A 15475-nucleotide genomic window follows, 5' to 3' on the forward strand; every position below is an offset into this window, starting at 1 on the left:
AAACATGGATAAGATTATGGCACAGCTTGAAGGGCTTGTGGCTCACTATGATGAGTTGCAGGAAATGATGGCCGATCCAGAAGTTATCAATGATACTAAGCGCTACATGGAGATATCTAAAGAAGAATCTGACTTGCGCGAAGTAGTCGAAAAGTATCGTAAATATAAAGCAGATAAAAAAGAAATTGCTGAAAATAAGGAAATTATCTCCAATGAAAGTGATTCTGACTTAGTTGAAATGGCTAAAGAGGAAAACAGCGACTTAGAAAAAGAAATCTCGGATTTGGAAGACCAGATTAAAATTTTGATGCTGCCCAAAGATCCTAACGATGATAAAGATATCATTATGGAAATTCGGGGCGCTGCTGGTGGAGATGAAGCTTCTTTATTCGCCGGTGACTTACTTAGAATGTATGAAAAGTATGCTGAGCGGCAAAACTGGCAAGTTTCAATTGTTGATAGTGAAGCGACTGAAGTGGGCGGTTATAAGCGCGTCGCAGTTATGATTACTGGTGATAAGGTTTACTCTAAGCTTAAATACGAAAATGGTGCTCATCGGGTACAAAGAATTCCAGTTACTGAGTCCCAAGGTCGTGTTCATACGTCAACTGCCACTGTGGCCGTAATGCCCGAATATGAACAAGTTGATTTCGAACTTGATCCAAAGGATATTCGCGTTGACGTTTACCGTTCAAGTGGTGCCGGTGGTCAGCACATTAACAAGACGTCCAGTGCTGTTCGGATGACGCACTTGCCAACTGGAATCGTAGTTGCGATGCAAGATCAGCGTAGCCAGCAGCAAAACCGGGAAAAGGCAATGCAAATTCTAACTTCTCGTGTCTATGACTATTACGAAAGTCAAAACAGGGATCAATATGATGCCAAAAGAAAAAGCGCTGTTGGGACAGGTGATCGTTCCGAAAGAATTAGGACATATAACTATCCGCAAAATCGGGTGACAGATCATCGCATTGGTCTAACCTTAAATAAATTAGACCGAATTATGAACGGTGAACTTGATGAAATTATTGATGCACTGATTTTATATAATCAAACTAAGCAGTTAGAGGAGCTGGCTGAGCAAAATGTCTAAGATTGTCACTTTAAGTGATTTACGAATCTGGTCTTCTGAAACAGCGCCTGATGAGCGCCCAGAAGATATTGCTTTTCTATTGGCCGAGCGGCTAGGATTGAGCCCCAGTGAATTTCAATTAAAACAGGATTTGCAATTAACTACTGAGCAGATAGCCCAAGCAAAAAAAGATATTACTAAACTGGCCAAAGGTATATCACCGCAATATATCTTGGGTTACTCTTGGTTTTACGGCTATAAAATAATGGTTCAGCGGGGAGTGCTAATTCCGCGCTTTGAAACTGAAGAACTAGTAAGTTGGGCTTTGGCGCATTTAGCAAATGAGCAAACAATTCTTGATTTGGGCACTGGTTCAGGCTGTATTACGGTTGCTTTGGCTAAACAAGCGGAAGAAAAGGGGATTAGTAACCTGAATTTTTATGCTTCAGATGTTACTGATGCTGCCCTTAGAATTAGTGAGGAAAACTTTTTACTTCATGACATCGATGTAACCGTAAGAAAGGCTAATATTTTAATTGGATTAGAAAAATTTGATGTGATTGTTTCTAATCCTCCTTATATTAAGGAAACAGAAAAAGATGTCATGGATCAAAATGTCCTGCAAAATGAGCCAAAAGAAGCGCTGTTTGGTGGTAAAGACGGAATTGTTTTTTATCAAAAATTTGTCAAGCAAGTTCGGCAGCATTTAAATCCTGGTGGAAGATTCTTCTTAGAGTTTGGCTTTAGTGAAAAAAAGCAGCTTGAAGAATTGTTTGCTAAAGAATTGCCTGACTTTACGATTGAATTTAAAAATGATTTGGCTAATAAGCCCCGTATGGTAAGTGGAAAGTGGAATAAGTGATGGAAACAAAGATTTTTGATCAAGAAAAAATCAATGATGCAGTTGAACTTTTAGCTGCTGGGGAACTGGTAGCTTTTCCGACCGAAACGGTTTATGGCTTAGGCGCTTTGGCAACTAATGAAACAGCTGTGAAGAATGTTTATGCTGCCAAAGGTCGCCCTAGCGATAATCCATTAATTGTCACAGTTTCTGATGAAAAAATGATGGCTAAATATGCTAGGGAAATTCCAGAAAGAGCCCAGAAACTGATTAAACATTTTTGGCCGGGTCCATTGACTATTTTGCTTTTTGTCAAACCGGGCAGTTTACCGTCCGCTGTGACTGGCGGTTTGGAAACAGTTGCGTTTCGTTGTCCTGATGATAAATTGACCCATGAACTTATTGCTAAACTGGGAGAGCCAATTGTGGGTCCGTCGGCAAATACTTCGACCAAGCCGAGTCCAACGACTGCCCAACATGTTTACCATGATTTAAATGGCAAAATTGCTGGAATTATTGATGGCGGACCAACAAAGGTCGGTCTTGAGTCAACAATTATTGATTTATCTGTTAAAACACCAGTTGTTTTACGTCCTGGTGAAATAACTCCTGAAGAATTAAGCCAAGTTTTAGGTGAAAAAGTACTGATTAATTCAGGTAAGGTAGCTGAAAAGGGTGTACCCAAAGCTCCTGGAATGAAGTATCGGCATTATGCACCAAGTGCTCCCGTCATTGTGGTTGATCACTCTGAGGATTTTTTGCAAATTGATTTCAATGATACGATTGGGGTTATGGCAGTAGAAGATATACTCGCAAAGATTAAATTACCAGAAGAAAACAAGTTTAATTTAGGTAATTCCTTACAAGAAGCTGATCATAATTTGTTTGGTGGCTTGCGTTATTTTGATGATAAACCACAAATTAAACAAATTTTTGTCCAGGGATTTAGCGGAAGTGAGTCTTCGCTTGCTTACATGAATCGGTTAGACAAAGCCGCTGCGGGGCATCACTATATGACAAAATAAAAAAACGACAGCAAAGGACTTTAAACCCTTTGCTTTTTTGATTAAAATAAGCGAGAAGTATTATTTATTTTGTAGGAGGAAAAAAAGATGGGCAAATTTACGGTTTTAGATCATCCGTTAATTCAACATAAGTTAACAATTATTCGCCGTAAGGAAACAAGTTCCAACGAATTTCGACAAATTGTTGGTGAAATTGGGGGACTAATGACTTATGAAATTACTCGCGATTTACCGTTAAAAGATGTTGAAATTGAAACACCTATTGGCAAAACCACGCAAAAAGAGATTGCTGGCAAAAAGATGACTATTGTCCCAATCTTACGTGCAGGAATCGGGATGCTCAATGGTGTGATGGAAATGATTCCGTCAGCCAAAGTTGGCGTAATTGGAATGTACCGTGACGAAGAAACATTAAAGCCACATGAGTACTTTTGCAAAATGCCAAAGGATATTGCTGAACGTGAATGCCTAGTTGTTGACCCAATGCTGGCAACTGGTGGTTCTGCTAACATGGCCATTGGTGCTTTGAAAAAGCGTGGCGTTAAAACAATTAAGCTAGCAGTTTTAGTTGCTGCTCCTGAAGGTGTTAAAGCAATTCAAGAAGAAAATCCTGACGTTGACATCTATGCGGCTGCTGAAGACGAAAAACTACTGCCAAACGGTTACATCACACCAGGTTTAGGTGATGCTGGTGATCGTTTATTTGGTACAAAATAAGCGTCTTTAAGCAAATAAATCGGTGGAATTCGCTTACAAATTTTCACAAAATTCTTGATTGGTGTTAATATTGTATGAGTGTTCTATAATTTTGAGCACGAGAAGGGAGGTCACGAAGTAATGGAGAGACCATTTGTTTTTAAGTTTTTGGGTTTAAACTTTGATCTTTCAGGGATGATTGGTTCAACTTTAATGGCAGCTGTAGTTCTATTTGTCTGCATCTGGCTTTCGCAAAAAGTTGAAATGAAGCCTAACAAAAAGCAAAATGTGATTGAGTACCTACTTGATTTTACTGATGGAATTGTTAAAGACAATGTCAGTGATTCTGATGCACGTAAGCACCTTTCTTTGTATGCTTTTGTTTTATTTCTATTTATCTTTTGCATGAACCAATTAGGTCTTTTCTTGGAAGTCAAGGCTGGCGATAGCGTTTTCGTTAAGTCCCCAACGGCTGATCCAGTAACGACAATGTCGTTTGCAATGATGACCTTGCTTCTATCATTTACATTTGGAATGCAAAAATTCGGTACTTCTGGTTATTGGCGTAATTACGCCGAACCTGTTAGTTTCCTATTCCCGATTAATATGATTGAGGAAGTAACTAACTTTTTAACTCTATCTTTGCGTCTATATGGTAATATTTATGCAGGTGAAGTTTTATTAACATTAATTGGTAATAGTTTAGCTCCTAGCTTTGGTATTACTACATTAGTCTTAGCAGCACCACTTGCTATGATATGGCAAGGTTTCTCTGTCTTCATTGGCTCTATCCAGGCATATGTTTTCGTAACTTTATCAATGGTATATATTGGTAAAAAGGTTACAAAAGAATAATTTTTCGGAGGTTTAAATATGTCACAAGCATTTAAATATATTTCTGCGGCGATTGTAGCTGGTATTGCTGCTTTAGCTGCTTCTTGGGGTAATGGTAAAGTTATCACAAAGACGGTCGAAAGCATGGCTCGTCAACCTGAAAGTGCCGGCAACTTGAGATCAACAATGTTTATCGGTGTTGGTTTGATCGAAGCCGTTCCTATTTTGGCGATTGTTGTTGCTTTCCTGATTCTCTTCCTTTAATTTTTACTATTAAGTATTTAGGTTAAAAAGAGAGAAGGGCAGTAAATGACATTTCAAACTTTATTTGCAGCCTCTGCAGGTCATATTTATCTCGGTAATACCATTTGGTATTTAATTGTTTTTGCGATTTTGCTTGTTTTAGTAAAACATTATGCTTGGGGACCAGTCTCCGACATGATGGAAAAAAGACGGCAAAAGGTGATTAATGATTTGGATTCGGCTGCTGACAACCGTAAAAAAGCTGAGGTTTTGGCTAATGAACGTGAAGCTGCCTTGAAGAATTCAAGACAAGAGGCAACGCAAATTCTCTCTGATGCAAAGGCAAATGCTCAGAAAACTAGCAGTCAAATTGTTGCTGAAGCAAATGATGATGCTGCTTCTATTCATGAGAAAGCTAAAGCCGATGCTGTTCAAGCTAAAGCTGACGCTTTAAATGAAGCCCGCGCACAGGTCGCAGATATTTCAGTAACAATTGCTGAAAAAGTAATTGCAAAGAACTTGTCTGCAGATGACCAAAAAGATTTAGTCGATCAATTTATTAAGGGGCTGAATGAATAATGGCCTTGACTAGAGAAGAAATTGCTGCACGTTATGGTACTGCACTATTTGATTATGCGCAGGATATGAACGCTTTAGAGGAAGTTCATGCAGACTTACAGGAATTGCGTCAAGCAGTTTCTGCAAATCCAAAGATTTTAAGTGTTTTTAGTGATCCAATTTTTAATAGCACTGAAAAGAAAAAGTCATTATCAATAATTGAAGAGGGCTTTACTAAAGAAGTTCAGACTTTTTTGAATTTGCTGTTAGATTATAACCATTTTTTACAATTAGTTGACATTATTGATTGCTTTAATGAGCTATATAATGACAACAAGAAAATTATGGTTGGTACGGCAGTTACTGCTGTTGAGCTTGATGATGCACAATTAAAAGCTTTAGGACAAAGTTACGCAAAAAAGTACGATTTAACTAGTGTTAATCTAAAAAACGAGGTTGATAAGAGTATAATCGGAGGCGTAATTCTTAAAGTTGGCGATTGCGTTATTGATGGCTCAGTTAAAAACAAACTGAAAAAAATTCGTGCGCAGTTAATTAGTAAAAATTAAAAGAGGTGAAACCATTGAGCATTAAAGCAGAAGAGATTAGCTCTTTAATCAAGCAACAGCTTGAACACTATGATGACAAACTCGACATCAACGAAGTTGGGGTTGTAACTTACATAGGTGATGGTATCGCCCGGGCTCACGGATTGAATAATGTTCTTGCTAACGAACTATTGGAATTTGACAATGGTTCTTATGGTATTGCCCAAAACCTTGAATCTAATGATGTTGGTATCATTATTTTGGGTAACTTTGATGATATTCGTGAAGGTGACCAAGTCAAAAGAACCGGTGAAATTATGAGAGTGCCGGTTGGTGATGAGTTAATTGGTCGGGTCGTAAACCCATTGGGTCAGCCAGTTGATGGCTTAGGCGACATTAAGACCTCAAAGACTCGTCCAATCGAGGCTTCAGCACCGGGTGTTATGCAGCGACAATCAGTTAATCAACCACTGCAAACTGGTATTAAAGCGATTGATGCTTTAGTTCCTATCGGTCGTGGTCAGCGTGAGTTAATCATTGGTGACCGTAAAACCGGTAAAACTAGTCTGGCAGTTGATACAATTTTGAACCAAAAGGGACAAGACGTAATTTGTATTTATGTCTTCATTGGTCAAAAGGAGTCAACTGTTAGAACACAAGTAGAAACATTAAAACGTTTTGGCGCAATGGACTATACCATTGTTGTTGAAGCAGGACCAAGTGAACCAGCACCAATGCTATATATTGCACCATATGCTGGTACAGCTATGGGTGAAGAATTTATGTACAATGGCAAGGACGTTCTGGTGATCTTTGATGATCTATCCAAGCAAGCTGTTGCTTACCGTGAACTTTCTTTGCTACTTCGTCGTCCGCCTGGTCGTGAAGCTTATCCTGGTGATGTTTTCTATTTGCATTCACGTCTGTTGGAGCGTAGTGCAAAGTTGAGTGATGATCTTGGTGGCGGTTCGATGACTGCCATTCCATTTATCCAAACTGAAGCTGGCGATATTTCGGCTTATATTCCAACCAACGTAATTTCTATTACAGATGGTCAGATTTTCTTACAAAGTGATTTGTTCTTTGCGGGAACTCGGCCAGCTATTGATGCTGGTAACTCAGTTTCTCGTGTTGGTGGTAGTGCCCAGATAAAGGCTATGAAGAAGGTTGCTGGTACATTGCGTACAGATTTGGCAGCCTACCATGAATTGGAAAGTTTCGCTCAATTTGGCAGTGATTTGGATCAGGCAACCCAGGCTAAGTTAAACCGTGGACGCAGAGTTGTTGAAGTATTGAAGCAACCTTTGCACGACCCAATTCCAGTCGAAAAGCAAGTTATTTTATTGTATTCATTAACTCACGGCTATATTGATTCTGTTCCTGTTGAAGATATCGCACGGTTTGAAAAAGAACTTTACGATAATTTTGACAGTAATCATGCAGATCTCTTAGATCATATTCGTGAGACTGGAGAACTGCCAGATGAAACTGAGTTGAAATCTGCAATTTCACAATTTGCTGATAGTTTTTCACCAAGTAATAAATAGGAGGTAGCTTATGCCTGCATCTTTACTTGAGTTGAAGAAAAAAATTGCTTCAGTTAAGCAAACCGGTAAAATCACAGAAGCCATGAGAATGGTTTCTGCTTCAAAACTTAATCAAACTGAAAAGCGTGATGAGGGCTACACGATTTATAACGATCATGTAAGACAAACTTTGTCTCGCTTGATGAGTGCAGAAGTCGTTCGACATTTACAAAAAGAAAATGTTACTGTTGACGAAGATAGTATTGGAAAAATCGATTATGAAAATGTTTTTGGCTTAGGAATCGTTTCTGATATGGTTCAAGCAAGAAAGAAGGTCAAATCAACTGGTTATTTAGTTGTAACTGGTGACCGTGGTCTTGTTGGCTCATATAATAGTGCCGTCATTAAAAATATGATGGGTCTTGTTGAAGATTCCAAAGCTGAAAATAAAGATATTAAAATTTTAGCAGTAGGTTCTGTAGGAGCGGACTTTTTTAAAAAGAACAATTTAAATGTTGTGTATGAAAATGCTGCTATTTCTGATGTCCCAACATTTGATGAGGTTTTACCAATCGTCTCAACAGCGATTAAAATGTATTTAAACGGTGTTTATGATGAACTGTATGTTTGTTATACGCACCACATTAACTCTTTGTCTTCTGCATTTAGAGTTGAAAAAATGTTACCGGTTGTCGATATTGATATTGGAATCAAAGAAGCTGAAGCACACAGAGATTTAGAATATGATATTGAACCAGATGTTAACGCAGTTTTAACCACTTTAATTCCACAATATGCTCGTTCAACTATTTACGGAGCTATTTTGGACGCAAAAACAGCAGAGCATGCAAGCTCAATGACTGCTATGCAGAGTGCGACAGACAATGTTAATGACTTGGTTTCAAGTCTGACAACTAAATTAAACCGTGCAAGACAAGCAGAAATTACCACTGAAATCACTGAAATTGTCAGTGGTGCTAATGCTTTGAAATAAATTGAGAAAAGGAGGTAGATGTTTTGAGTGAAGGTGAAGTTGTTCAAGTAATCGGCCCCGTTGTCGATGTTAAATTTCCACTTGATAAAAACCTACCTGATATTGACAATGCTTTGCGTGTAGTTAAATCAGAGGATGAAACTATTGTCCTTGAAGTCACGCTAGAGCTTGGGGATGGCGTTTTAAGAACAATCGCCATGGAATCTACCAATGGTCTCCGTCGCGGAATGAAAGTCGAAGATACCGGCGGTCCAATATCCGTTCCTGTTGGTAACGATACTTTAGGACGTGTGTTTAATGTTCTCGGTGAACCAATCGATAATGGTCCAAAATTTGATAAGGATCATGCTCGTAATAGTATTCACCGTAATGCACCAAAGTATGATGAATTAACAACTAGTCAAGAAATACTTGAAACTGGAATTAAGGTTATTGACCTGCTAGAGCCATATGTTCGTGGTGGTAAAGTTGGGCTATTCGGCGGTGCCGGTGTTGGTAAAACAACTATTATTCAAGAGCTAATCCATAACATTGCGCAAGAACACGGTGGCATTTCCGTTTTCACTGGTGTTGGTGAAAGAACTCGTGAAGGTAACGACCTTTATTTTGAAATGAAAGCATCTGGCGTTTTGAGTAAAACTGCCATGGTTTTCGGACAAATGAATGAGCCGCCTGGTGCCAGAATGCGAGTTGCATTAACTGGATTAACCTTGGCAGAATACTTTAGAGATGTTGAAGGGCAAGATGTGTTGCTCTTTATCGATAACATCTTCCGGTTTACCCAAGCTGGTTCTGAGGTTTCAGCTTTACTTGGTCGAATGCCAAGTGCCGTTGGTTATCAGCCAACTTTGGCAACTGAAATGGGCCAATTGCAGGAAAGAATTACTTCGACAAAGAAGGGTTCAATTACTTCAATTCAAGCCGTTTATGTGCCTGCTGATGACTATACTGACCCAGCACCTGCTACTACTTTTGCTCACTTGGATGCGACTACTAATTTGGAGCGTAGCCTGGTTGAGCAAGGTATCTATCCAGCAGTTGACCCCTTAGAGTCAACATCAAGCGCTTTGGATCCTGAAGTAGTTGGTGAGGAGCATTATGATGTTGCAACTCGTGTACAACATATTTTGCAACGTTACCATGAACTGCAAGATATTATTTCTGTTTTAGGTATGGATGAATTATCTGATGAAGAAAAAGTAATTGTTAGTCGTGCTCGTAAGATTCAGTTCTTCTTGTCACAAAACTTCTTCGTTGCTGAACAATTTACTGGGGTTCCCGGTTCATATGTTCCAATTAAAGAAACAATTAAAGGCTTTAAGATGATTCTAGATGGTCATTTGGATGATCTTCCTGAAGATGCATTTCGTAGTGTAGGCCCAATCGAAGATGTTTTGCAAAAAGCAAAAGATATGGGTGTAACAGCTAGTGATCCTGAAGCTAAAGCATTGTTAGAAAAGTAGGGTGATGTCACATGGCAGATCCAGAAAAGCTTTTTAAGGTTAATGTTGTAACTCCAGATGGGCTAATTTTTTCACATCATTGCAGTATTGTGGAAATGCGAGCAATAGATGGTCAGCGCTCAATTATGTACAATCACTTACCGATTTTAACGCCTCTTGCAATTGGCGAAATCAAAGTGAAACGTAGTCGGCAGATGAATAATGCTGTCAATCATATTGCTGTTAGCGGCGGTTACTTTGAATTTTCGAATAACGTCGCAACCATTATTGCAGATAGTGCAGAGCGTTCTAATAACATTGATGTTTCGCGTGCTGAAGCGGCACGGAAACGTGCGCAAAATGCGATGAAAGAAGCTAAGGCTGCGCATGATCAACGATCATTAGAAAGAGCCCAAGTTGCATTAAGAAGGGCTGTAAACAGAATTAGTGTTTACAATTCAAGTAAATAGTATTAAAGTTTTAACGGACGCACAATTTTGTGCATCCGTTTTTATTTAATTGAAGAAATGTGAGAAGAAGTATGTTTCAACTTGGTGTTCACGCCCTAATTAGTATTGTAATTTACTTGATTACAATAGGCTTATCGTTTCAAATTATGAAAAGCGTTCAAGTAGAGAAAATTATTAGAAAAAACAAAATTTTTGAGGCTCAGCTTTTGCTGATTTTTGCTGCAATTGCTTTAGGCTTCCTAGTTGGCAACTTTTTCATTACTCTAATTGATACATCTTTGCAATTGAGTAATTTCTTTTAAGACTTACTTAAACGAATGAAGCTAACAGCAAACTTGTTATCTTTATGGTAAAATGTACAATGAATATTTATGGAGGATTATTGTGGCACGAGATATAGGAATAGATTTAGGGACAGCCAATGTGCTTATCAATGTTTCTGGTAAAGGAATAGTTTTGAATGAGCCTTCAGTTGTCGCCGTTAATACAAGTACGAATAAAGTTGTAGCCGTTGGTACAGAAGCTTATAAAATGGTTGGACGGACACCTGGTAATATTCGGGTAATTCGACCATTAAAAAATGGTGTCATTGCCGATTTTGATATTACAGAGGCGATGCTGTCTTACTTTATTGAAAAGTTAAATGTCAAAGGCTTTATGTCAAAGCCTAACATACTAATTTGTGCGCCAACAGGAGTTACGTCAATTGAGCAAAAGGCGATAATTCAAGCAGCAGAAAAATCCGGTGGCGGTAAGGTCTATTTAGACTTTGAACCTAAGGTTGCTGCTGTAGGTGCTGGCCTTGATATTTTTAAGCCGCAAGGAAACATTGTGATTGATATTGGTGGTGGAACTACTGATATTGCTGTTTTGTCGATGGGTGAAATTGTGACTAGCCAGTCTCTACGCTATGCCGGCGATCATATGAATCAAGCAGTTGTCTCTTATATTAAAAATAAGCACAATCTTTTGATTGGTTCACGTACAGCTGAACAAATTAAAATTGAAATTGGTAGTGCTTTTGAACCGGATAAAGAAGAAACGATTACAGTTCGTGGTAGAGATGTTGTTGATGGTTTACCAAAACAAGCTACTGTTTCAGCTCCTGAAATTCAAGAGGCTCTTCATGATGGTTTAATGACTATTATTGCAGCTACAAAAGATGTTTTAGAGAAAACACCACCAGAACTATCGGCTGATATTATTGACCGTGGCATAATGCTTACTGGTGGTGGAGCGCTACTTAAAAATATTGATAAGCTTATATCGTATTACCTTAAAGTTCCCGTATTAACTGCTGATCATCCGTTAGAAGCTGTGGCATTGGGAACTGGTATTTTACTTAAAAATATTGAAAAGCATCAACGTCATTAGCAGAAGTAGGAGGTTGACTTGCGTAAGTTACTGATTTTTCTAGTTAAAATTTATCAAAGGGTTATATCACCGGCTTTACCTAGCAGTTGTCGATATTATCCAACATGTTCAACCTATATGATCGATGCACTAAAGAAATTTGGCCCGGTTTTAGGGTTAGTCATGGGAATTTGCCGAATTTTTCGTTGCAATCCATTTGTACGAGGTGGTGTAGATCCCGTGCCAGATAAATTTACTATTTTTCGTAATCCTCATCCAGAAAAATATGAGGATGAAATTATTGCTAAAAAATTTCATCCGTATGTGAAGTAGGAGAAGTTATGTCAAGAAAACCAGAGAATATAAACGTAGAAATAAACGAGTTAAAAGGAAAGGAAAATCCAACTTGGGAAGTCGTAATTCCTAATAAAAAGGCGATTGGCTTGATTGAAAAAATTTCTGGTCGCTATCGCGCCACAACTGGAAAAACTAACAGTGTCTTGTATTCCAAGAGCTTAGAAAGTAGTATCAATGATCTGCTTTCTTACTTTGCTTTACACGAAAAATAGTTAGCAGTATCGGACAGTGATAATTAATGGTAAAAGTACAAAATAAAACAGATCTTTTTGATCAGATAGCATGGAACATTGTGATTCCAGTTTTAATTCTTGCCGCAATTGGACTTTATTCTATCTATTTTGCTGCAGTTGATGATCCTAGTCATATGGGTAGTCCACTAAAGGCCGTATTAATGCAGGGATTATGGTATGTTATCTCGTTAGTAATTGTTGTCTTTGTGATTCAGTTTGACGCAGAGCAATTGTTTAGAATTGCACCATACGTGTATGGCTTTGGGATAATACTTCTCATTGCAGTTTTATTCTTTTATAACCGTAGTATCGCGGCTGATGCGGGGGCAAAGAGCTGGTTTAAGCTCGGACCAATTTCTTTTCAGCCTTCGGAGGTTATGAAGCCAGCATTTATCTTAATGTTGGCACGAGTTGTTCATGAGCATAACCAAAAGATGGCACATACAATAAAAAACGATTGGCTACTCATTGGTAAAATGATTGCCTGGCTTTTTCCAATTGCAATTTTGCTAAAATTACAAAATGACTTTGGAACTATGTTAGTATTTATTGCTATTGTTGGTGGCGTTATACTCGTTTCAGGAATATCGTGGAAAATTATCACGCCCATGTTTGTAGCCGTCTTTATCTTAGGAGCAGTAACTATTTTTATGGTTACTACTGCTGGGGGACAGTCTTTTCTTAGCCATTTCTTTCAGCCGTATCAGTTTAGGCGGATTATGTCTTGGCTTAATCCTTCTACTGATACTTCAAAAGCAGCCTATCAGTTGTGGCAGAGCATGCAGGCAATTGGTTCTGGACAGATTTTTGGCAATGGCTTTGGCAATTTAAGCGTATATGTTCCAGTTCGCGGCTCCGATATGGTTTATTCTGTTATTGGTGAATCCCTTGGCTTTGTAGGTAGTGTTGCAGTTATATTATTATACTTATATTTGATTATTCAAATGGTTCGCATTACTTTTGATACTAAAAATGCTTTTTATTCTTATGTTTCTACAGGGGTGATTATGATGATCTTATTTCACGTCTTTGAGAACATTGGGATGAGCATTGATTTACTGCCCTTAACCGGTATACCTTTACCATTTATTTCGCAGGGAGGATCAGCCTTAATTGGCAACATGATTGGAATTGGAATGATTCTTTCAATGAAATTTCATAATAAGGATTACATGTTCAGCCAGGCTGGTGACTTTTAATTAATTTGTTTATTGCATAAAAAAACACTTCAAAATTTTTTGAAGTGCTTTTTTAGTTTAAATTAAATCTTGATTCTCTTTTGAACGGCAAACAAGAACATCACAGTCAGCAGTTCTAGTAACATATTCGGTAACACTACCAATTAAAATTCGTTCGACTGCATTTAAGCCAGTAGCACCAACGATGATTAGATCAATTTGATGCTTCTTTGGAAATTCGTGAGCGATGATTGATTTTGGAGAGCCAAATTCAATTGAAAAGTGTACTTCTTCAACGCCAGCTTCCTTAGCTTCGTCGTAATATTTTTGCAGTTTGTCTTTAGCGTCATTTGATACCTGTTCGACCATTTCCGAATCAAAACTCGAAACATTTTGAAATGAACGCGTGTCAATGACATGTAAAATTTCAAGTACAGCTTCGTTACGCTTAGCTGCAGCAACAGACTTTTTAAAAGCTAAATCCGCTTCTTTTGACCCATCAACGGCCACCTGAATACGGTGATATTGTTTCATCATATAAAACACCTCTCTTACATCCATTTTAACAAATTTTTGTCAGATTAATCATTCTTTTGATTAATTAAAAGGCTAAAAATTAAAATGGTGACAGAACTGAGGATCAACGTTACCAGGTTTAAATACTTATTTGACTGAAATAACAGATAGCAGCCAAGAATACATTCTATTGTAAGGATGATTGCAGTCCAAGACATGATTTGTGTAAAACCAGTATTACTTTTTTGACTATAAATTAAAAAGTGCCGTTTACGATTACTCCATAAGTAAAGAGCAGTCGCCAATATAATTACAAGGTATACAGCTATAACAAATTTAAGAATCATTAATTTCTCCAAATAAAAAAACGGTCAACAGACCGTTTCGTAATATTCTAAAGAAATCTGAGTCTGCTAAAGTAGCAAAACAATGCTTGTTGAACCCGCAGTGTTCAAAAAAATGAGACGTATCGCAACGAATATGGATCCTATCAAAAGATAGTATTCCGATTCGAAAGTTATTTACAATCTCGCATGTCTTATGTTTGACCGGTCAACTATAAATAATTAAGCCATTAGTCCGACTCAGATCATCTATAATACTACTCAATGACATAATGTTTGTCAAGGATTTAAAAATTAGCAAAAGCTAGAAGAGACGTATCTAATACGCATTTTAATACTATATTAGATTAACATAAGTTGATTGAATCAATTATAATCAAAGTCATATTATTTATAAAGCAAAAGATAATAGTGGCAAATATTATTATTACGAAATTTATTAGTACATGGAATTACCAATTTTTATTTTTGATATTAATGCCACCTTGTTCCTTATAAGAATCAAATTATCAGCTTTAGTGAATAAATTAAATAAGTACTTAAGTAATTGTAATTAACGCTTGTGAAGTATTTATTTTTTAAAAGAAAAATGATTTTTCTACTGCATTAATGAATTGAACTTATTAACTTGAGCATCTATTTTTTGCTAAAGACTAGCAACTAATACTTTGTTCTAGTCAAAATTGTAAGTATTAGCAATTCAACTCATACCAGCTAAAGTATCACTAGGTTATTGCATAGCAATACAGAACTGAAGTGGTGCTTTTTTATTTTGGTTATGGTCTTCATTAATCATGTATGTATAAAAATGCTATTAATATGTATATCTATAATAATATCTTAAAGCGTTTACTGTTATATAATTGATATTTACTAAATTGATTTACCTTTAAATTACAAATTATTTAACTAAAAGATTTCGAAGGCTTCTAGCATGACTAAAATAAAATAGTTTTAAATAATGTAGGAAGCTTATAGGGATTAATTAAAAATAATTGTATTTGGTTTAGTTTAATGGTTAAAGAAAAATCCATCTAATGTGTTATTTTATTTAAGCCAAAACCTTTAGGGGTTTACGGGGAAAAAATTATTAAAGACTAACAAAAACATTTAAAAAAATTCTGATTGAAGTTTTTTATAAAAGCACATAAAAAATAAATTAAATATTGACATTAGTATAATTTGGGACTATCTTATTTTTGTATAGTATTTGTCAATAGGAAAGGATGTTTGTATGTTAGGAAA

18 protein-coding genes are annotated in these 15475 nt (G+C 37.1%); 17 read left to right on the top strand and 1 reads right to left on the bottom strand.

What is annotated here, in order from left to right:
* The first annotated feature begins 4 nt into the window (after positions 1–4).
* The 17 genes from prfA (at position 5) to GYM71_RS04390 (ending at position 13391) form a co-directional block, all read left to right on the top strand.
* Positions 5–1093 (top strand): peptide chain release factor 1, encoded by a 1089-nt coding sequence (gene prfA, locus GYM71_RS04310; protein ID WP_103752224.1) that lies wholly within the window; start codon positions 5–7, stop codon positions 1091–1093.
* Entirely contained in the window at positions 1086–1934 is an 849-nt protein-coding gene (prmC, locus tag GYM71_RS04315) for a peptide chain release factor N(5)-glutamine methyltransferase (protein WP_103752225.1), read from the top strand. The genes prfA and prmC overlap by 8 nt, the downstream gene beginning before the upstream one ends.
* On the top strand, positions 1934–2938 hold the full coding sequence (locus tag GYM71_RS04320; protein ID WP_103752226.1) for an L-threonylcarbamoyladenylate synthase: 1005 nt from the start codon (positions 1934–1936) through the stop codon (positions 2936–2938). The genes prmC and GYM71_RS04320 overlap by 1 nt, the downstream gene beginning before the upstream one ends.
* Before the next feature lie 87 nt (positions 2939–3025).
* Complete coding sequence (upp, locus tag GYM71_RS04325; RefSeq protein WP_220221047.1) at positions 3026–3655, top strand: uracil phosphoribosyltransferase; 630 nt, start codon at positions 3026–3028, stop codon at positions 3653–3655.
* A gap of 120 nt (positions 3656–3775) precedes the next feature.
* On the top strand, positions 3776–4489 hold the full coding sequence (gene atpB, locus GYM71_RS04330) for a F0F1 ATP synthase subunit A (protein ID WP_220221048.1): 714 nt from the start codon (positions 3776–3778) through the stop codon (positions 4487–4489).
* 18 nt (positions 4490–4507) lie between these two features.
* Complete coding sequence (gene atpE, locus GYM71_RS04335; RefSeq protein WP_220221049.1) at positions 4508–4732, top strand: F0F1 ATP synthase subunit C; 225 nt, start codon at positions 4508–4510, stop codon at positions 4730–4732.
* Positions 4733–4777: 45 nt separating this feature from the next.
* Entirely contained in the window at positions 4778–5290 is a 513-nt protein-coding gene (atpF, locus tag GYM71_RS04340; RefSeq protein WP_220221050.1) for a F0F1 ATP synthase subunit B, read from the top strand.
* Positions 5290–5838: an ATP synthase F1 subunit delta gene (gene atpH / locus GYM71_RS04345; RefSeq protein WP_220221051.1), complete on the top strand. Its 549-nt coding sequence runs from the start codon at positions 5290–5292 to the stop codon at positions 5836–5838. The genes atpF and atpH overlap by 1 nt, the downstream gene beginning before the upstream one ends.
* Positions 5839–5852: 14 nt before the next feature.
* Positions 5853–7364, top strand: coding sequence for a F0F1 ATP synthase subunit alpha (gene atpA, locus GYM71_RS04350; protein WP_103752232.1), 1512 nt, complete (start codon positions 5853–5855; stop codon positions 7362–7364).
* 10 nt (positions 7365–7374) lie between these two features.
* A complete protein-coding gene (locus GYM71_RS04355) occupies positions 7375–8337 on the top strand; it encodes a F0F1 ATP synthase subunit gamma (protein ID WP_220221052.1) in 963 nt (320 codons plus the stop codon).
* A 23-nt stretch (positions 8338–8360) separates the two neighbouring features.
* Positions 8361–9800 carry a F0F1 ATP synthase subunit beta gene (atpD, locus tag GYM71_RS04360; RefSeq protein ID WP_220221053.1) on the top strand — a complete coding sequence of 480 codons (1440 nt, stop codon included), beginning with the start codon at positions 8361–8363 and terminating at the stop codon, positions 9798–9800.
* Between the two features lie 11 nt (positions 9801–9811).
* Positions 9812–10249, top strand: a complete 438-nt coding sequence (locus GYM71_RS04365) for a F0F1 ATP synthase subunit epsilon (protein ID WP_103752235.1) — start codon at positions 9812–9814, stop codon at positions 10247–10249.
* A gap of 71 nt (positions 10250–10320) precedes the next feature.
* A complete protein-coding gene (locus GYM71_RS04370; RefSeq protein WP_220221054.1) occupies positions 10321–10551 on the top strand; it encodes a DUF1146 family protein in 231 nt (76 codons plus the stop codon).
* 82 nt (positions 10552–10633) lie between these two features.
* Complete coding sequence (mreB, locus tag GYM71_RS04375; RefSeq protein WP_220221055.1) at positions 10634–11623, top strand: rod shape-determining protein; 990 nt, start codon at positions 10634–10636, stop codon at positions 11621–11623.
* Positions 11624–11641: 18 nt separating this feature from the next.
* Positions 11642–11935: a membrane protein insertion efficiency factor YidD gene (yidD, locus tag GYM71_RS04380; RefSeq protein ID WP_220221056.1), complete on the top strand. Its 294-nt coding sequence runs from the start codon at positions 11642–11644 to the stop codon at positions 11933–11935.
* An 8-nt stretch (positions 11936–11943) separates the two neighbouring features.
* Entirely contained in the window at positions 11944–12171 is a 228-nt protein-coding gene (locus GYM71_RS04385) for a DUF2969 domain-containing protein (protein WP_220221057.1), read from the top strand.
* 26 nt (positions 12172–12197) lie between these two features.
* Positions 12198–13391, top strand: coding sequence for an FtsW/RodA/SpoVE family cell cycle protein (locus GYM71_RS04390; protein ID WP_220221058.1), 1194 nt, complete (start codon positions 12198–12200; stop codon positions 13389–13391).
* Positions 13392–13448: 57 nt separating this feature from the next.
* On the opposite strand, the gene GYM71_RS04395 is transcribed toward GYM71_RS04390, so the two are convergent.
* The gene (locus GYM71_RS04395) at positions 13449–13907 is read right to left on the bottom strand and encodes a universal stress protein (RefSeq protein WP_220221059.1); all 459 of its coding nucleotides are present in this window, start codon (positions 13905–13907) and stop codon (positions 13449–13451) included.
* Positions 13908–15475 lie beyond the last annotated feature (1568 nt).

The organism is Lactobacillus panisapium (genome assembly GCF_019469265.1).
GTDB lineage: Bacteria > Bacillota > Bacilli > Lactobacillales > Lactobacillaceae > Lactobacillus > Lactobacillus panisapium.